Here is an 18,596-nt window from a genome sequence, read left to right as displayed (position 1 = left end):
CAGCGCGCCGTCCATGAAGGAGTGTTGAGATGGGCATCGAAGAGGCACCGTCGGGGTTCCTGCTGACGACGGTCGAGGACCTGGTCGGCTACTTCCGCAAGGCGTCGCTGTGGCCGGTCACGTTCGGCCTGGCCTGTTGCGCCATCGAGATGATGGCCGCGGGCGCCAGCCGGTTCGACATCTCGCGGTTCGGCATGGAGGTGTTCCGGGCGTCCCCGCGCCAGGCGGACCTGATGATCGTCGCCGGCCGCGTGAGCCAGAAGATGGCCCCCGTCGTCCGCCAGGTCTACGACCAGATGTCCGAGCCCAAGTGGGTGCTCTCCATGGGCGTCTGCGCCAGCTCCGGCGGCATGTTCAACAACTACGCGATCGTGCAGGGCGTCGACCACATCATCCCGGTCGACATCTACCTGCCCGGCTGCCCCCCGCGCCCCGAGATGCTCATCAACGCGATCCTGGCGCTGCACGAGCAGATCGAGAACGAGCCGCTGGGCGTCAACCGCAAAGAAGCGGCCGCCGCTGCTGAGGCCGCCGCGCTGGCCGCGACGCCGACGTCGCAGATGACCGGGTTGCTGAAGTGACGGACGAGAAGGCCGACGCCGCCGACGCGGCGAAGCCGGGCGACTCGACGACGGCCGCGCAGGCCACCAGCGAGGCCGCCCTCGAGGCCGGCTCGCAGAACGTCCCCGCCGAGGGCCGCACGCAGATCGACGTCGTCGACGTCCGCCGCGGGATGTTCGGCGCCAGCGGCTCCGGCGACACCTCCGGCTACGGCGGGCTCGTCACCGCGATCGCCCTGCCGGGCCCCAGCGAGCGACCGTACGGCGGCTGGTTCGACGAGGCCGTGGACATCCTCACCGAGGTACTGGACGAGTCCGGCACGACGTTCGCGGCCGCGGTCGAGTCCGTCGTGGTGGACCGCGAGGAGCTCACCCTCCACGTGGCGCGCGAGCACATCGTCGAGGTCACCCAGGTGCTCCGGGACGACCAGGACCTGCGGTTCGAGCTCAGCCTGGGCGTCTCGGGCGTGCACTACCCCCACGACGCCGGCCGCGAGCTGCACGCCGTCTACCACCTGGTCTCGGTGACCCACTCGCGCCGCCTGCGGCTCGAGGTCGCGGTCCCGGACTCCGACCCGCACCTGCCGTCCACGGTCTCGGTCTACCCCGCCAACGACTGGCACGAGCGCGAGACCTACGACTTCTTCGGGATGATCTTCGACGGTCACCCCGGTCTGGCCCGCATCGAGATGCCCGACGACTGGCCGGGCCACCCGCAGCGCAAGGACTACCCCCTCGGGGGCATCCCGGTCGAGTACAAGGGCGCCACCGTGCCGCCCCCGGACCAGCGGAGGTCGTACCGATGACCACCCAGACACCCCGATCTACAGCCCACGTGGTGGACGCCGACACCGAGGGCGTCCCGTCCTTCGAGGCGTCCGGCGGCGACTGGTCCGAGATCGCCGAGGAGGCCGCTCGCCTCGGCGAGGAGCGGATCGTCGTCAACATGGGTCCGCAGCACCCGTCGACCCACGGTGTGCTCCGGCTCATGCTCGAGATCGACGGCGAGACGGTCACCGAGGCCCGCGCGGGCATCGGCTACCTGCACACCGGCATCGAGAAGAACATGGAGTTCCGCACCTGGACCCAGGGCGTGACCTTCTGCACCCGCATGGACTACGTGGCGCCGCTGTTCCAGGAGGCCGCGTACTGCCTGGCGGTCGAGAAGCTGCTCGGCATCACGGACGACGTGCCCGAGCGGGCGACCGTCATCCGCGTGCTGATGATGGAGCTCAACCGGATCACGTCGCACCTGGTCTGCCTGGCCACGGGCGGCAACGAGCTGGGCGCGACGACGATCATGACCGTGGGCTTCACCGCCCGCGAGGAGATCCTCAAGATCTTCGAGCTGATCTCCGGCCTGCGCATGAACCACGCGTACATCCGCCCGGGCGGCGTCGCGCAGGACATCCCCCCGGGCGCGATCGACACCATCCGCGAGGCGCTCGTCCTGGTTCGGGGCTACTTCAAGCAGCTCGAAGACCTGATGATGGCCAACCCGATCCTGCACCTGCGGCTCAAGGACGTCGGCTACCTCGGGTTGTCCGGCTGCATGGCGCTGGGCATCACGGGGCCGGTGCTGCGGTCGGCGGGCCTGCCGTACGACGTGCGCAAGGCCAACCCGTACTGCGGCTACGAGACGTACGACTTCGAGGTCCCGGTCGCGCAGTCCGCGGACTCGTGGGGGCGGCTCGTGCTCCGCGTCGAGGAGTGCTACCAGTCCATGAAGATCGTCGAGCAGACCCTGGACCGCCTCCAGAAGATGGGTCCCGGACCGGTCATGGTCGAGGACAAGAAGATCGCGTGGCCCGCGCAGCTGGCCATCGGGTCGGACGGCATGGGCAACTCCCTCGACCACATCCGGGAGATCATGGGCACCTCGATGGAGGCCCTGATCCACCACTTCAAGCTGGTCACCGAGGGCTTCCGCGTGCCGGCCGGCCAGGTGTTCCAGACGGTCGAGCACCCCCGGGGCGAGCTCGGCGTGCACCTGGTGTCCGACGGCGGGACGCGGCCGTACCGCGCGCACTTCCGCGACCCGAGCTTCAACAACCTCCAGGCCACGTCGATCATGTGCGAGGGCGGGCAGGTGGCCGACGTCGTCGTCGCCGTCGCGTCGCTCGACCCGGTGCTGGGAGGGGTGGACCGATGAGCATCGAGACCAGCCGCGTCCACAAGACTGCCTACGACGCCGAGACGCACGCGCGGCTCACCGCCGACTCGGACGCGATCGTCGCCCGGTACCCGCAGGCGCGGTCGGCCCTGCTGCCGATGCTGCACCTGGTGCAGTCCGAGGACGGCTACGTCAGCCCCCGGGGCATCGCGTTCTGCGCGGCGCACCTCGGCCTGTCCACCGCCGAGGTGTCCGCGGTCGCGACGTTCTACACGCAGTACAAGCGGCACCCCAACGGCACGTACACGGTCGGCGTCTGCACCAACACGCTGTGCGCGATCATGGGCGGCGACGCCATCTGGGAGGACCTCTCGGACCACCTGGGCATCGGGCACGACGAGACCACGGACGACGGGGTCATCACCCTCGAGCGCGTCGAGTGCAACGCGGCCTGCGACTACGCACCGGTCGTGATGGTCAACTGGGAGTTCTTCGACAACCAGACCCCCGACACCGCCCGCCAGCTCGCCGACGACCTGACCGCGGGCAAGCCCGTGGTCCCGACGCGCGGCGCCGCGAGCGTCTGCTCGTTCAAGGAGATGTCCCGCGTGCTGGCCGGCTTCGGTGACGGCAGGGCCGACGAGGGCGTCGGGGCCGGCGTGCCGACGCTGCGCGGGGTCGAGCTGGCCCGGGCCGAGGGCTGGACCGCACCCGAGTTCCCCGACGCGACGGTCTCCGCAGGTGCGGGCGCCACGACGCCGAAGGTCGGCGGCGAGCAGTCGAGCGCCGAGCGACCGGCCACCACCCCGGCCGACGTCTCGCCCGCGGCGGAGCAGAAGAAGCAGTCCACCGACGACGCGAAGGAGTCGTGATGGCGACGACCCTCACCCCGGTCCTGACGGACACGTGGGACGCCGACCGCTCCTGGTCGCTCGCCACGTACGAGGACGCGGGCGGCTACCGCGGCCTGCGCAAGGCGCTCACCCTGCCGGCCGCCGACGTCGTCACCATGGTCAAGGACTCCGGCCTGCGCGGACGCGGGGGAGCCGGCTTCCCGACGGGCATGAAGTGGGGCTTCCTGCCCGCGCCCGACGGCGGACCCCGCTACCTCGTCGTGAATGCGGACGAGTCCGAGCCGGGGACCTGCAAGGACATCCCCCTGATGATGGCCAGCCCGCAGCACCTGATCGAGGGCATGATCATCACCAGCTACGCGATCGGCTGCCACCACGCGTTCCTCTACGTGCGCGGCGAGGTGCTGCACGTCTACCGCCGCCTGCTGAAGTCGATCGAGGAGGCGCGCGCCAAGGGTTACCTCGGCACCGACATCCTCGGCTCCGGCTTCGACCTGGAGATCACGCTGCACGCCGGTGCGGGTGCGTACATCTGCGGCGAGGAGACGGCGCTGCTCGACTCGCTCGAGGGTCTGCGCGGCCAGCCCCGGCTCAAGCCGCCGTTCCCCGCGGTCGCTGGTCTGTACGCGCGCCCGACCGTGGTGAACAACGTCGAGTCGATCGCGTCGGTGCCCGGCATCGTCGTGGGCGGCGCGGAGTGGTTCACGTCCATGGGCACCGAGAAGTCCACGGGCCACGGGCTGTTCTCCCTGTCCGGGCACGTGACGCGGCCGGGTCAGTACGAGGCGCCCCTGGGCATCACGCTGCGCGAGCTGCTGGAGATGGCCGGCGGAGTCCGCGAGGGCCACGAGCTGAAGTTCTGGACCCCCGGCGGATCGTCGACCCCGATCTTCACCGCGGCGCACCTCGACGTGCCGCTCGACTACGAGTCGGTGGGCAAGGCCGGCTCGATGCTCGGCACGCGCGCGCTCCAGATCTTCGACGAGACCACCTCGGTGGTCCGCGCGGTCACGCGGTGGACCGAGTTCTACAAGCACGAGTCGTGCGGCAAGTGCACCCCGTGCCGCGAGGGCACGTACTGGCTGACGCAGGTGCTCCAGCGGATCGAGGCGGGGCAGGGCACGCTCGCCGACATCGACCTGCTGCTGGACCTCTGCGACAACATCCTCGGCAAGGCGTTCTGCGCCCTCGGTGACGGCGCCACCAGCCCGATCACGTCGGCCGTGCAGTACTTCCGCGAGGAGTTCGTCGCCGGGACGCACACGCCGGCGGACGTGCTGTTCCCGCCGGAGCTGAGCAGCCTCTTCACCTACACACCGAAGCACGAGCTCGCTGGGGTGCACGCATGACGATCCTGTCCTCCGGGCCGACGACGTCCCTCGTCCCGGCCCCGCCGGTCGCGCCCGCCGAGCCCACCGGCGATCTCGTCACCTTCACCGTCGACGGCATCGAGACCGCCGTGCCCAAGGGCACGCTGGTCATCCGCGCGGCCGAGCAGCTGGGCATCCAGATCCCGCGCTTCTGCGACCACCCCCTGCTCGCCCCGGCCGGCGCCTGCCGTCAGTGCCTGGTCGAGGTCTGGGCGCCCGGTCGCGACGGCGCACTCGCCAAGATGCCCAAGCCCCAGGCCAGCTGCACGCTCGAGGCCACGCCGGGCATGCAGGTCAAGACGCAGCACACGTCGCCGGAGGCCGACAAGGCCCAGCACGGCGTCATGGAGCTGCTGCTCATCAACCACCCCCTTGACTGCCCGGTCTGCGACAAGGGCGGCGAGTGCCCGCTGCAGAACCAGGCGATGAGCAACGGTCGCGCCAGCACCCGGTTCGTCGACGTCAAGCGCACGTTCCCCAAGCCGATCGCCATCTCGACGCAGATCCTGCTGGACCGGGAGCGCTGCATCCTGTGCCAGCGCTGCACCCGGTTCTCCGAGGAGATCGCCGGCGACGTGTTCATCGACCTCCAGAAGCGCGGCGCCAACCAGCAGATCGGCACGTTCGACACGAATGTGCTCGGGTTCGTCGGCGAGGCCCCGCTGGGCGCCTCCGCGGAGGACACCTCGGGTCGCCCGTTCGCGTCCTACTTCTCCGGCAACACCGTGCAGATCTGCCCGGTCGGTGCCCTGACCAGCGCGGCGTACCGGTTCCGGTCCCGCCCGTTCGACCTGGTCTCCACCCCGGGCATCGGTGAGCACGACTCGCAGGGGTCGGCGATCCGCATCGACCACCGCCGCGGCGTCGTGCTGCGCCGGCTGGCGGGCGAGGACCCGACGGTCAACCAGGAGTGGATCACCGACAAGGACCGCTTCGCGTTCACGTGGCAGTCCGCGCCGGACCGCATCACCACCCCGCTGGTCCGCAACGCGGACGGCGAGCTCGAGCCCGCCAGCTGGGTGGAGGCGCTCGACGTCGCCGCAGCCGGCCTGCGCGCGGCCCAGCAGCCCGACGACCCGCGCGACACGGCGATCGGCGTCGCCGTGCTGCCCGGCGGTCGCCTGACGCTCGAGGACGCCTACGCGTACGGCAAGTTCGCCCGCGTCGCGCTCGGCACCAACGACGTCGACGGTCGCGCTCGCCCGCACTCGGCGGAGGAGGAGACCTTCCTCGGCCACCACGTCGCCGGCCGCACCCTCGAGGTCACGTTCGCGGACCTGGACCGTGCGCCCGCCGTGCTGCTCGTCGGCCTCGAGGCCGAGGAGGAGGCAGGGATCGCGTTCCTGCGCCTGCGCGACTCGGTCGTCTCCCGCAAGCTCCGCGTGCTGTCGGTCGCTGCCCTGGAGAGCCGCGGTCTCCAGCGGCTGTCCGGCACGCTGCTCCCGGCCGCGCCCGGCACCGAGGCGGAGATCCTCGACGGCATCGGCTCCGACCCGGCACTCGCCGAGGCGGCGTCGCTGCTCGGGACCGCGGGCGCGCTCGTGCTCGTCGGCGAGCGCCTGGCCGGCGTGCCCGGCGGCTTCTCCGCTGCCGTGCGGCTCGCGCAGCGCACCGGTGCCCGGCTGGCCTGGGTGCCGCGTCGCGTCGGTGAGCGGTCCGCCGTCGAGGCCGGTCTGCTGCCCTCGCTGCTGCCCGGCGGCCGTCCGGTCGCCGACTCGGCCGCCCGGGTCGACCTGGCCGCCGCCTGGGGCGTCGAGCACCTGCCCGCCGAGCCCGGCCGCCCGACCACGGAGATCCTCGCCGCCGCACGCGCGGGACTGCTCGGCGGTCTCGTCGTCGGCGGCCTCGAGCTCGCCGACCTGCCCGACCCGGCCATCGCCCGCGAGGCGCTCGACCGCGTCACGTTCCTGGTCTCCCTCGAGGTCCGGCACTCCGAGGTCACCGACCGCGCCGACGTCGTCCTGCCCGTCGCGCCGCCCACCGAGAAGCCCGGCACGTTCGTGACGTGGGAGGGGCGCCCGCGCCCGTTCCCGCAGGCCCTCGTGTCGCACTCGATGGCCGACCACCGCGTGCTGGACCGGCTGGCCGACGCCCTCGGCGTCGAGCTCGGCCTGCAGACGATCGGGGCCGTGCACGACGAGCTCGACCAGCTGGGTGGCTGGGACGGCGCGCGCGTCGGCGCCCCCGACGTGCCCGCCACCGAGCCTCCTGCGGTCACGCCCGGGACGGCCGTGCTGGCCACCTGGCACCAGCTGCTGGACGGCGGCCGGCTCCAGTCGGGCGAGCCGTTCCTGGCCGGCACCGCCAAGCGCCCGGTCGCCCGCATCTCGGCCGGCACCGCCGCCGCGATCGGCGTCCACGACGGCGGCAGCCTGACCGTGTCCACCGACGCGGGCTCGCTCACGCTCCCGGCGGTCGTCACCGACATGCCGGACCACGTGGTGTGGCTGCCGACGAACGCGGTCGGCGCGGGCGTCCGCGACGCCCTGCACGCCGACGCGGGCCACCTGGTGCGGCTCGCGCCGGGCGCTCGTCACCTGGAGGTCAGCGCATGAGGATCCTCGGCGAGGCCGTGGCACCCGTCACCGCCGACTTCAGCAACGACACCTGGTGGATCTGGCTGATCAAGGCCGTCGCCATCGTCGTGTTCCTGCTGACCAGCGTGCTCATCGCCATCTGGTTCGAGCGCAAGGTCGTCGCCCGCATGCAGGTGCGGCCCGGCCCGAACGTGCACGGACCGTTCGGGTTGCTCCAGTCGCTCGCGGACGCCATGAAGCTCCTGGTCAAGGAGGACATGACGGTCAAGGCCGCGGACAAGCTGGTCTACATCGTCGCGCCCATGATCGCGGTGTTCTGCTCGCTGCTGACGTTCGCCGTCATCCCGTTCGGCCCCAACGTGAGCATGTTCGGCGTCAACACCCCGATCCAGCTCACCGACTTCCCCGTGGCCGTCCTGTACATCCTCGCCTGCGCGTCCGTCGGCGTGTACGGGATCGTGCTCGGAGGCTGGTCGTCCGGGTCCACCTACCCGCTGCTCGGTGCGGTCCGCTCGACCGCGCAGGTCATCAGCTACGAGCTCGCGATGGGCCTGTCGCTGGTCAGCGTGTTCATCCTGGCCGGCTCCATGTCGACGTCGCAGATCGTCACGTCGCAGACCGCGGTGTGGTGGTTCCTGCCCCTGCTGCCGGCGTTCGTCATCTACATCATCTCGATGGTGGGCGAGACCAACCGCCTGCCGTTCGACCTCCCTGAGGCCGAGGGCGAGCTGGTGTCCGGGTACATGACCGAGTACTCGTCGATGAAGTTCGCGTGGTTCTTCCTGGCCGAGTACATCAACATGCTCAACGTCTCGGCGGTGGCCACCACGCTGTTCCTCGGCGGCTGGCGTGCGCCGTGGCCCCTCTCCGCGATCAACGACGGCATGTTCAACCACGGCTGGTGGCCGGTCCTGTGGTTCCTGGCCAAGCTCTGGCTGCTCATGTTCGTGTTCGTGTGGATCCGCGGCTCGGTGCTGCGGTTCCGGTACGACCAGTTCATGAAGATCGGCTGGAAGCTGCTCATCCCCGCGGCCCTCACCTGGGTCGTGTGCGTGGGCGTCGTGCAGGGCGTCCGGCAGTTCTCCGGCCTGGACCTGCGGACCATCCTGTTCGTCCTGGCCGGGATCGTGCTGCTCGGCCTCCTCATCTCCTTCCTCGTCCCGGAGAAGAAGGAACCACCCGCACCGAAGCGACCCCCGGGTCCGCAGGTGTACGACCCCTACGCCGGCGGGTACCCCGTGCCCCCGCTGCCGGGTCAGGTCCTGCCGCCCTCGCCGCGCAAGCAGCGAGCCGCCGCGGCCGCTGCGGCGGACGCCGAGAACTCGACCCCCCAGGTCACCCAGGAGGTGCACGGTGGCTGACCAGCGCAAGCCCGTCCGCAAGCCGGCCCCGGCCCAGCCCGCGAAGGGCAAGGCCGTCGCGCCGAAGCCGCGCGCCGGCGAGGTCGCGGTCCCGGAGGAGGGCTACACCTCGCTCATCGAGCCGCGGGGACCCCTCTCTGACCTGTTCGCCCCCGTCGGCGGGTTCGGAGTCACGCTCTCGAACATGTTCCGGCCGACGGTGACCGACCAGTACCCGTCGGAGAAGGCCCCGACCAAGCCGCGGTACCACGGTCGCCACCAGCTCAACCGCTACGCGGACGGCCTGGAGAAGTGCATCGGGTGCGAGCTGTGCGCGTGGGCCTGCCCCGCGGACGCGATCTACGTCGAGGGTGCGGACAACACCCCCGACAACCAGCGCTCGCCGGGGGAGCGGTACGGCAGCGTCTACCAGATCAACTACCTGCGCTGCATCTTCTGCGGCCTGTGCATCGAGGCGTGCCCCACCCGTGCGCTGACCATGACCAACGAGTACGAGCTGGCCGGTCCGACGCGCGCCGGGATGATCTGGGAGAAGCAGGACCTGCTGGCCCCGCTGCGCAGCGGCATGCTCCAGGCGCCGCACCCGATGGTCGAGGGCACCACCGACACGGACTACTACCGCGGGTCCGTCACCGGCTCGACGCCGGCGCAGGCCGCGTGGGTCACCGAGCACCGCCCCGACGACCCGACGCTGCCCGGCGGCGCCGGGCTGGACGCGGCGAACGTGCCCGGTGAGACGGCGGCCGTCATGGCCGCGACCGTGGCCGCCGCGACGAAGCAGGGGAAGCGATGAGCGCGCTCGCGACCACCCTGCTCGAGACGGGGGAGACGACGACGGCCGAGGCGGTGCTGTTCTGGACCCTCGGGCCGATCATGGTCCTCGCCGCCCTGAGCCTGCTGTTCGCCAAGAAGGCGGTGCACGCCGCGCTCTCGGTGGTCGTCGTGATGATCTCGCTGGCGTTCCTCTACGTCGCGCAGGACGCCGTGTTCCTCGGGGTCGTGCAGGTGGTCGTCTACACCGGCGCCGTGATGATGCTCTTCCTGTTCGTGCTCATGCTCGTCGGCGTCGACAGCTCGGACTCGCTGGTGGAGACCATCCGCGGGCAGCGCTGGATCGGTCTGCTGGCGGGCGTCGGCCTGGGTGTGGTGCTGGTCGGCGTCGTCGGCCGCGCCACCTACGACAAGCCGTTCGGGCTCAGCGGCGAGGCGACCGACAACAACCCCACCGGCGTCGCCCACATCATCTTCGGCCAGTACGTGTTCGCGTTCGAGGTGGTCGGCGCCCTGCTGGTCACCGCCGCGCTCGGCGCGCTCGTGCTCACGCACCGTCAGCGGCTCGTCCCGCGCGCCGGTCAGCGGGAGCGGGCGGACGCGCGAGTCGCGGCCGGCGCGACCCTCACCCCGCTGCCGGCGCCCGGTGTGTACGCCCGGCACAACGCCATGGACGTCCCGGCGCTCGGCCCCGACGGCCAACCGCTGGAGAGCTCGGTCCCCCGGGTGCTGCGGATCCGCGGCCAGGAGGCCGACGCGGAGGAGTTCGCGGCACGGACCGAACGCGTCCTCGCGGGGGTGTCGCAGGTGCGCGGGAACCCGCCGCCGCAGGCCGCGCCCGAGGGCGCAGCCGTGAACGCGCCCGACCTCGGTGCCGCGCTCAGCGACACCGGTCAGAACGGCCCGTCGACCGGACGGCCAGTCGACAATTCCAGCGCCCTCGGAAAGGAGGACGGCGCGTGAGCCTGACCCACTACCTGGTCCTCTCGGCGATCCTCTTCTCGATCGGCGCAACGACCGTCCTGCTGCGGCGGAACGCGATCATCGTGTTCATGGGTGTCGAGCTGATGCTCAACGCCTCGAACCTGATGCTCGTGACGTTCGCCCGGATCCACGGCGACCTGACGGGCCAGGTGCTCGCGTTCTTCGTGATGGTCGTCGCCGCCGCCGAGGTCGTCGTCGGGCTGGCGATCATCGTGGCGATCTTCCGCACCCGGCGCTCGGCCTCGGTCGACGACATCAACCTGTTGAAGAGCTGAGGGGCCGTGCACAGCCTGACAACTCTGGTGGCCAGCCTGCCGTCAGTCGTCCCCGCGGAGGGCTTCGTCCCCGCGAGCGAGACGGTCGACGGCGGCTCGTTCGTCCTCGCTCCGCTGCTCATCGCGCTCCCGCTGCTCGGCGCCGCGGTGCTCCTGCTCGCCGGTCGCCGGTCGGACCGGTGGGGCCACTGGGTCGGCGTGCTCGCGTCCGCCGCCGCGTTCGTCGTCGCAGCGATCGTGTTCGTCGGGCTGCTCCAGCGCCCCGACGACGCCCGCGTGCTGGACGTGCAGCTCGGCACCTGGATCGACGCCGGCGCGTTCCAGCTCGACGCGGGCCTGCGGCTCGACCCCCTGTCGCTCACGTTCGTCCTGCTGGTGACGTTCGTCGGCACCCTGATCCACGTCTACGCCGTGGCGTACATGGAGCACGACGCCGACCGCCGCCGGTTCTTCGCGTACCTCAACCTGTTCGTCGCGGCGATGCTGATCCTCGTGCTGGCCGACAGCTACCTGCTGCTGTTCGTCGGCTGGGAGGGCGTCGGCCTGGCGTCGTACCTGCTCATCGGGTTCTGGAACCACAACTACGACTACGCGGTCGCCGCCAAGAAGGCGTTCGTCGCCAACCGCATCGGCGACCTCGGCCTGATCATCGCGCTCGGCCTCATGTTCGCCGCGTTCGGTGCCGTCGACTTCGGGACGGTGCTCAGCGGCGAGCACGGCAGCACGAGCCAGGGCACGCTCACCGCCATCGGGCTCATGCTCCTGCTGGCCGCGTGCGGCAAGTCGGCGCAGTTCCCGCTCCAGTCCTGGCTCGGTGACGCGATGGCCGGCCCGACGCCGGTGTCCGCGCTCATCCACGCCGCGACCATGGTCACCGCCGGCGTCTACCTGATCGTCCGGTCGGCACCCCTGTTCGACGCCGCACCGACGGCCCAGCTGATCGTGGTGATCGTCGGCGCCATCACCCTGCTGTTCGGGGCGATCGTCGGCTGCGCCAAGGACGACATCAAGAAGGCGCTGGCCGCCTCGACGATGTCCCAGATCGGCTACATGATCCTGGCCGCCGGACTGGGCCCGGTCGGGTACGCGTTCGCGATCTTCCACCTGATCACGCACGGCTTCTTCAAGGCCGGCATGTTCCTCGGCGCCGGCTCCGTCATGCACGGCATGGACGACCAGGTGGACATGCGCCGCTTCGGTGGGCTCGCCCGGTACATGAGCATCACGTGGCTGACGTTCATGGCCGGCTGGCTGGCCATCATCGGCGTGCCGCCGTTCTCCGGGTTCTTCAGCAAGGACAAGATCATCGAGGCCGCGTTCGTGCCGGTCGACGGGTCGCCGTGGCGGGCCTGGGTGTTCGGCGGCGTCACGCTGCTGGGTGCCGGGATCACCGCCTTCTACATGTCCCGGCTGTTCTTCATGACGTTCGAGGGCGAGCGCCGCTGGTCCACCAAGCGCGACGGCACGGCGCAGCACCCGCACGAGTCCCCGAAGCTCATGACGTGGCCGATGATCGTGCTGGCCATCGGGTCGATCGGCCTCGGGTTCTTCCTGAACCTGGGGGGCCGGTTCGTCGACTGGCTCTCACCGGTGCTCGGGCACCCGGAGCACGAGGAGCCGGTGCTGCCCATCTGGGTCCTCACCGTCCTCACGCTCGGGCTCGTGATCGTCGGCGTGGTGATCGCCTGGCGGCGGTACGCCGTCTCGCAGGTGCCCGTCATCCCGCCGGTGGGCACCGAGCTCACCCGAGCCGCCCGCGTCGATCTCTACCAGGACTCGGTCAACGACGTCCTGCTGGTCGAGCCGGGGCAGGCGCTCACCCGCTCGCTCGTCTACGCGGACCGCACGGCCATCGACGGCACCGTCACCGGGGTCGGCCTGTCCACCGTCCTGCTGGGCGGGTGGGCGCGGCGCCTCCAGACCGGGTATGTCCGGTCCTACGCCGCGTCGATGCTGCTCGGGCTCGTCGTCCTCGTCGTCGTCGTCCTGGTCATCCAGAACTGAGGAGTGCTCACACCGATGTCGTCCTCCTTCCCCTGGCTGACCGCCCTCATCGTCGTGCCCCTGCTGGGTGCGGTGGCGCTGTGGGTGCTCCCGGCCGGCCGCACCCGGGCCGTCGCGCTCGGCGTGGCGCTGCTCGAGCTCCTGCTCGGCGTCGCCGCGCTCACCGCCTTCGACGTCGCCGACGCCGGCGCCGTCCAGCTCTCCGAGGTCCACGGCTGGATCCCCGCGTTCGGGGTGTCCTACGCGGTCGGCGTCGACGGCGTGGGCTTGATCCTCGTGCTCATGTCCGTGCTGATCGTGCCGCTCGTGGTGCTCGCCGCCTGGCGCGAGCAGGGCGCGCTCACGGTGGCCACCGACCAGCTGCGCCGCTACCTGGCCCTGGTCCTGCTGCTCGAGGCGTTCATCGTCGCGGTGTTCGCGGCGCGCGACGTGTTCTTCTTCTACGTCCTGTTCGAGGCCATGCTCATCCCGGTCTACTTCATGATCGGGCTGTTCGGCGGGGCGCAGCGCAGGTACGCGGCCGTGAAGTTCCTGCTCTACTCGCTGACCGGCGGCCTGATCATGCTGGTCGCCGTGATCGCCCTGTACCTGCAGGGGCCGGGCGGGCCGCAGGGGTTCCTCACCGAGAACCTCACGGGGATCGCGCTGGACCCGACGGCCGAGAAGCTCATGTTCAGCGCGTTCTTCCTGGCGTTCGCCATCAAGGCGCCCATGTTCCCCGTGCACACCTGGCTGCCGGACGCCGCCGAGAACGCCCCCGCCGGCACGTCGACCCTGCTGGTCGGCGTGCTGGACAAGGTCGGCACGTTCGGGATGCTCACGCTCTGCCTGCCGCTGTTCCCGAACGCCTCCCGCTGGGCGGCGCCGGTGGTCATCGTGCTGGCCGTCATCTCGATCCTCTACGGCGCGCTGCTCGCGATCGGGCAGAAGGACCTGATGCGCCTGATCGCCTACACGTCGGTGTCGCACTTCGGCTTCATCGTGCTGGGGATCTTCGCGTTCACCTCGACGTCGGTGGCGGGCTCGTCGTTCTACATGGTCAACCACGGGCTCTCGACGGCGGCGCTGTTCCTCATCGCCGGCTTCCTGGTGGCCCGACGCGGCTCGCAGCAGATCGCCGACTTCGGCGGGCTCCAGAAGGTGGTGCCGGTGATCGCGGGGACGTTCCTGGTGGCGGGCCTCTCGGCGCTGTCGCTGCCGGGTCTGTCCACGTTCATCAGCGAGTTCCTGGTCCTGGTCGGCACGTTCGCCCGGCACCCGGCCGCGGCCATCGTCGCGAGCCTCGGCGTGGTGCTCGCCGCCATCTACGTGCTCTGGACGTACCAGCGCATGTTCACCGGTCCCGTGCGACCGGAGCTCGCCGACATGCCCGACGCGGTCTCCCGCGAGAAGTGGGTCGTCGCGCCGCTGCTCGCCCTCATGGTCGTGTTCGGCTTCGTGCCCGGCCCGGCACTCGATCTGGTCCGGCCGCCCGCGAGCGTCACGCTCGAGCAGGTGGGCGTGCAGGACGTGCCCGTCGCCGCGACCTCGCACATCACCAATGACGAAGGGAGCGACCAGTGACCGACTTCGTCGCACCGGACGTCGACTGGGCCGCCCTCAGCCCGGTCGTCATCGTGCTGATCGCCGCCGTGGTCGGCGTGCTCGTCGAGGCCTTCGTGCCCGTGCGCGTGCGGCGCACCGTGCAGCTGGCCCTCGCACTCGTGGCGCTCTTCGGCGCGATCATCGCGGTCGCGGCGCTGTGGAGCGGGGTCGAGGACACGGGCGGCACCGTCGTGCTCGGCGGCTCGCTGCTGGTGGACGGTCCCACGCTCGTCCTGCAGGGCACCATCGCCCTGCTCGCCCTGCTGGCGCTGCTGATCATCGCGGACCGCACCGAGACGGGGGAGGACGCGTTCGCGCCCAACGCCGCCGCCGTCCCGGGCTCCGACTACGAGGAGCTCGCGCGCCGCAAGGGCGTCCGCCAGACGGAGATCTACCCGCTGGTGCTCTTCGCCACCGGCGGCATGCTGATCTTCCCGGCCACGGGTGACCTGCTCACGCTCTTCGTCGCGCTCGAGGTGCTCTCCCTGCCGCTGTACCTGCTCACGGGCATGGCCCGGCGCCGACGCCTGCTCTCGCAGGAGGCGTCGATGAAGTACTTCCTGCTCGGGGCGTTCTCCTCGGCGCTGCTGCTCTTCGGCATCGCGCTGGTCTACGGCTACTCCGGCTCGCTGCGGTACTCGGAGATCGCCGAGGCCACCCAGGTACCCGGTGGGCTGGACAGCCTCCTGCTCGTCGGGTCGGTGCTCATCCTGTCCGGCCTGCTGTTCAAGGTGGGCGCGGTGCCGTTCCACACCTGGACGCCCGACGTCTACCAGGGTGCTCCGACGCCGATCACCGGCTTCATGGCCGCGTGCACCAAGGTCGCCGCGTTCGGCGCCCTGCTCCGCATCGTCTACACGATGCTGCCGGGCCTGGCGTGGGACCTCGGCGTGGTGCTCTGGACCGTGGCCATCCTCACCATGGTGGTCGGCACGGTGGCCGCCCTGGTGCAGACCGACATGAAGCGCGTCCTGGGGTACTCCTCGATCGCGCACGCCGGCTTCATCCTCACCGGCATCATCGCGCTGAACCAGTCCGGCATCACCGCCGTGCTGTTCTACCTGCTGGTCTACGGGGCGGCGACCATCGGGGCGTTCGGCATCGTCTGGCTGGTGCGCGAGCGCGCGGGCCGTGCGGACGGGTCGGACGTGTCCGGGCCGATCCTCGGCGAGGCCACCCACCTGTCGCAGTGGGCCGGCCTCGGCCGCACCCACCCGCTGCTCGCCCTCACGTTCGGCCTGTTCCTGCTCTCGTTCGCCGGCATCCCGCTGACGGCCGGCTTCGCGGGGAAGTTCTCGGTGTTCTCCGCGGCGGTCGAGGGCGGCGCGTGGCCGCTGGCCTTCATCGGCGTGCTGGCGTCGTCCGTGGCGGTGTTCTTCTACGTGCGGATCATCGTGCTGATGTTCTTCACCGAGCCGGCCGGGGTCGACGACGAGGCCACCGGCGTCACCGCGCTGGCGCCCTCCGCGCAGGGCTTCGCGCTGGCGGGGGACACCGCGGTGGTCGTCGAGACCCGGTCGTCGGTCACGACGACCGTCGTGGGGACCGAGGGGTTGGCCGTGGTGGCCATCGCGGTCTGCGCGGTGGTGACGATCGCCCTCGGCGTGTTCCCGTCGCCGGTGCTCGACCTCATCGCGAGCGTGGCGACGTTCCTGCCCTGAGCGTCGCCTGTCGGGCGGGATCGCTGTGCCGGGATAGGTTCTAGCCGTGACTTCCCTGACGGCCTTCCCGCTGGCCGATCCCGATCTGGCCGAGCGGTTGGCGCTGCGGCTCGCGCTGGTCGAGGAGCGTCTGCGGGACGCAGTGACCAACGTGGACCCCTTGGCGGACGACGCGTCGCGCCACCTGGTCAACGCCGGCGGCAAGCGGCTGCGCCCGCTGCTGACCCTGCTCGCGGCCGAGCTGGGCGACGGCTCGCGGCGGGAGGTCGTCGACGCCGCGGTGGTCGTGGAGCTCACGCACCTGGCCACGCTCTACCACGACGACGTCATGGACTCCGCGCCGCTGCGCCGCGGCGCCCCGGCGGCGCACGAGGTGTGGGGCAACTCGGTCGCCATCCTCACGGGGGACCTGCTGTTCGCGCGCGCGTCGGCCACCGTGGCCGGGCTCGGTCCCGACGCGGTCCGGATCCAGGCCGCCACGTTCGAGCGGCTGTGCCTCGGCCAGCTGCACGAGACGGTCGGCCCGCGCCCGGAGGACGACAAGGTCGCGCACTACCTCCAGGTGCTGGCGGACAAGACCGCCTCGCTGATCGCGACGTCCGCACGGTTCGGCGCGATGTTCGCGGGCTGCCGGCCGGACGTGGTGGCCACGGTCACCGGGTTCGGGGAGAAGATCGGCGTCGCGTTCCAGCTGGCCGACGACGTCATCGACCTGACCTCGGACGGCGACGTGACCGGCAAGACCCCCGGCACCGACCTGCGCGAGCGGGTGCCGACGATGCCGGCGTTGCTCCTGCGCGCCCGCGCCGCCGGACCGGACGGGACCGACGCGGACCGCCGGCTGGTTGCCGTGCTGGACGGGGACCTCTCGGACGACGGCGACCTCGCGGAGGCCGTCGCGGCGCTGCGCGTGCACCCGGTGGTCGGCGAGACCCGGGACCGCGCGGTCGCGCTGGCGCAGGCCGCCGTCCGCGAGCTCGACCCGCTGCCGGCCGGTCCTGTGAAGGACGCTCTCGTCTCGTTCGCGGACGCGCTGGTGGATCGCGCGTCCTGAGGTCGGCGCGGCGGCCGGATCTGGCACCATGGCCGCGCGGACCCGCACCGGGGCCGCAGCCGGAGGACCGCCATGAGCACTGCCCCCATCGGGCCACCCCCTGGAGCCCCGCGCGCCGCGCGCCGGGATGGGGTGGGTGCTGCGTCGGCTCTGGTCACACCGGGATCGGTCGCGCCGGTCGGGTCGCGCGTGCTGGCCTACGTCCTGGACGTCGTCGCACTCCTCGTGGCTGCCGGACTGGGCTATGCGGCCGCCGCGGCGGCGTCGGGGCCGCGGACCGCTCTCCTGGCCGCCGCCGCGGGCCTCACGGTGGCCATCGGGCAGTGGGTTGCCGAGGCCCGGACCGGCGCGACGCTCGGCAGCGCGGTGGTGGGCATCCGGACCGTGTCGACGTCGACCGGGCGACCCGCCGGGCTGCGGGCGATCCTGGTCCGGCAGCTGGTCGTCGGCATCGGCGCCCTCGCCTGCGTGGTGGGCCAGTGGGTCGTCGTGTCGTCGGGCACCTGGGACGCCACCCCGGCGCAGCGCGGCTGGCACGACAAGGCGGCCGGCACGCTGGTGCTCCGGGCCCGAGCGGTCCGAGGCCCGGTCGCCGGCGCGGGCGCGCGTCCCGCCGGTCGGGTCGTCCCTCCGGCGTCGTCGGGACCGCGGGTCGTGCCGCCGCCTCCCTCGGTCGAGGTGCCGGCAGCGGGCGCGACGGTCTCCGCCGGGCTGGTGCGGAGCGCTCCTGACAGCGGCGCGGGCGCGGCGCCGCCACGGAGCGCCGGACCCGTCATCACCGGGATGCCCGGGGTGGACGCGGGCCAGCGCCGCAGCGACCCGCCGGCCGTGGTCCCGCTGATCGACGTCCCGTCCGTCCCGGCCGTCGTCGTGCCCTCGCGCGTCGAGCGGGCGCCCGGTCTCCTCGCCGGGCCGCGGCCCGATCGCACGGGTGCACCCCTCGTGCGTCCGGCGGACCCCGGGATCGGCCAGCTCGAGCGCCTCGCGGACGCTCCGGTGGTGCGGCCGGCGGACCCGGGGCTCGACAACCCGGAGCACGAACCGGTCCCGGTCCCGACGGACGCCGGTATGGGCGTCCTGGAGCACACCCGGCTGCGTCCCGCAGGCGCGGCGCCGGCCACGCGCGCTCGCCTGCAGCTGCGGTTCGACACCGGCCAGGAGGTCGACGTCGCGGGGGACGGGCTCGTCGGCCGCAGCCCCGCCGTCGAGCCGGGGATCCAGCACGTGGTGTCCATCGACGACCCCGACCGCTCGATCTCCAAGGTGCACCTCGCGTTCGGTCCGGAGCCCGGCGGCCGGCGGCTGTGGGTGGTGGACCGCGGGTCCACCAACGGCACGGTGCTCGTCGGACCCGACGGCGCGAGCGTCGCGCTGCGTCCGGGGACGCGCGCCGTCGTCGAGCCCGGGTGGACCGTGCGGTTCGGCCGGCGGAGCCTGCTCGTCGTCGATGAGGTCTGACCTGCGTCGA

15 protein-coding genes are annotated in these 18,596 nt (G+C 71.8%); all 15 read left to right on the top strand.

Annotated elements, in window-relative coordinates:
• Positions 1-29 precede the first annotated feature (29 nt).
• On the top strand, positions 30-581 hold the full coding sequence (locus ACO06A_RS04060; protein ID WP_056088757.1) for a NuoB/complex I 20 kDa subunit family protein: 552 nt from the start codon (positions 30-32) through the stop codon (positions 579-581).
• Positions 578-1,366, top strand: a complete 789-nt coding sequence (locus ACO06A_RS04055) for an NADH-quinone oxidoreductase subunit C (RefSeq protein WP_421734769.1) — start codon at positions 578-580, stop codon at positions 1,364-1,366. The genes ACO06A_RS04060 and ACO06A_RS04055 overlap by 4 nt, the downstream gene beginning before the upstream one ends.
• The gene (locus tag ACO06A_RS04050) at positions 1,363-2,712 is read left to right on the top strand and encodes an NADH-quinone oxidoreductase subunit D (RefSeq protein ID WP_421734768.1); all 1,350 of its coding nucleotides are present in this window, start codon (positions 1,363-1,365) and stop codon (positions 2,710-2,712) included. Before ACO06A_RS04055 ends, ACO06A_RS04050 begins: the two co-directional genes overlap by 4 nt.
• Positions 2,709-3,545: an NADH-quinone oxidoreductase subunit NuoE gene (gene nuoE / locus ACO06A_RS04045; RefSeq protein WP_421734767.1), complete on the top strand. Its 837-nt coding sequence runs from the start codon at positions 2,709-2,711 to the stop codon at positions 3,543-3,545. The genes ACO06A_RS04050 and nuoE overlap by 4 nt, the downstream gene beginning before the upstream one ends.
• The gene (gene nuoF, locus ACO06A_RS04040) at positions 3,545-4,876 is read left to right on the top strand and encodes an NADH-quinone oxidoreductase subunit NuoF (protein WP_421734766.1); all 1,332 of its coding nucleotides are present in this window, start codon (positions 3,545-3,547) and stop codon (positions 4,874-4,876) included. Before nuoE ends, nuoF begins: the two co-directional genes overlap by 1 nt.
• The gene (locus tag ACO06A_RS04035) at positions 4,873-7,452 is read left to right on the top strand and encodes an NADH-quinone oxidoreductase subunit G (protein ID WP_421734765.1); all 2,580 of its coding nucleotides are present in this window, start codon (positions 4,873-4,875) and stop codon (positions 7,450-7,452) included. Before nuoF ends, ACO06A_RS04035 begins: the two co-directional genes overlap by 4 nt.
• Positions 7,449-8,795 carry an NADH-quinone oxidoreductase subunit NuoH gene (gene nuoH / locus ACO06A_RS04030; RefSeq protein WP_421734764.1) on the top strand — a complete coding sequence of 449 codons (1,347 nt, stop codon included), beginning with the start codon at positions 7,449-7,451 and terminating at the stop codon, positions 8,793-8,795. Before ACO06A_RS04035 ends, nuoH begins: the two co-directional genes overlap by 4 nt.
• Positions 8,796-8,910: 115 nt before the next feature.
• The gene (gene nuoI / locus ACO06A_RS04025; RefSeq protein WP_421736010.1) at positions 8,911-9,588 is read left to right on the top strand and encodes an NADH-quinone oxidoreductase subunit NuoI; all 678 of its coding nucleotides are present in this window, start codon (positions 8,911-8,913) and stop codon (positions 9,586-9,588) included.
• Entirely contained in the window at positions 9,585-10,529 is a 945-nt protein-coding gene (locus tag ACO06A_RS04020; protein WP_421734763.1) for an NADH-quinone oxidoreductase subunit J, read from the top strand. Before nuoI ends, ACO06A_RS04020 begins: the two co-directional genes overlap by 4 nt.
• Complete coding sequence (gene nuoK / locus ACO06A_RS04015; protein ID WP_175347962.1) at positions 10,526-10,825, top strand: NADH-quinone oxidoreductase subunit NuoK; 300 nt, start codon at positions 10,526-10,528, stop codon at positions 10,823-10,825. Before ACO06A_RS04020 ends, nuoK begins: the two co-directional genes overlap by 4 nt.
• A gap of 6 nt (positions 10,826-10,831) precedes the next feature.
• Positions 10,832-12,829 (top strand): NADH-quinone oxidoreductase subunit L, encoded by a 1,998-nt coding sequence (gene nuoL / locus ACO06A_RS04010; protein ID WP_421734762.1) that lies wholly within the window; start codon positions 10,832-10,834, stop codon positions 12,827-12,829.
• A 15-nt stretch (positions 12,830-12,844) separates the two neighbouring features.
• On the top strand, positions 12,845-14,392 hold the full coding sequence (locus tag ACO06A_RS04005) for an NADH-quinone oxidoreductase subunit M (RefSeq protein ID WP_421734761.1): 1,548 nt from the start codon (positions 12,845-12,847) through the stop codon (positions 14,390-14,392).
• Positions 14,389-16,074, top strand: a complete 1,686-nt coding sequence (gene nuoN / locus ACO06A_RS04000) for an NADH-quinone oxidoreductase subunit NuoN (protein WP_421734760.1) — start codon at positions 14,389-14,391, stop codon at positions 16,072-16,074. The genes ACO06A_RS04005 and nuoN overlap by 4 nt, the downstream gene beginning before the upstream one ends.
• Positions 16,075-16,120: 46 nt before the next feature.
• Positions 16,121-17,128 carry a polyprenyl synthetase family protein gene (locus ACO06A_RS03995; protein ID WP_421734759.1) on the top strand — a complete coding sequence of 336 codons (1,008 nt, stop codon included), beginning with the start codon at positions 16,121-16,123 and terminating at the stop codon, positions 17,126-17,128.
• A gap of 72 nt (positions 17,129-17,200) precedes the next feature.
• Entirely contained in the window at positions 17,201-18,586 is a 1,386-nt protein-coding gene (locus ACO06A_RS03990; protein WP_421734758.1) for an RDD family protein, read from the top strand.
• The last annotated feature ends 10 nt before the right edge of the window (positions 18,587-18,596 follow it).

The organism is Cellulomonas sp., assembly GCF_965229465.1.
GTDB lineage: Bacteria > Actinomycetota > Actinomycetes > Actinomycetales > Cellulomonadaceae > Cellulomonas.
Note: the sequence above shows the minus strand (reverse complement) of the source record. Positions and strands in the feature narration are given on the sequence as shown.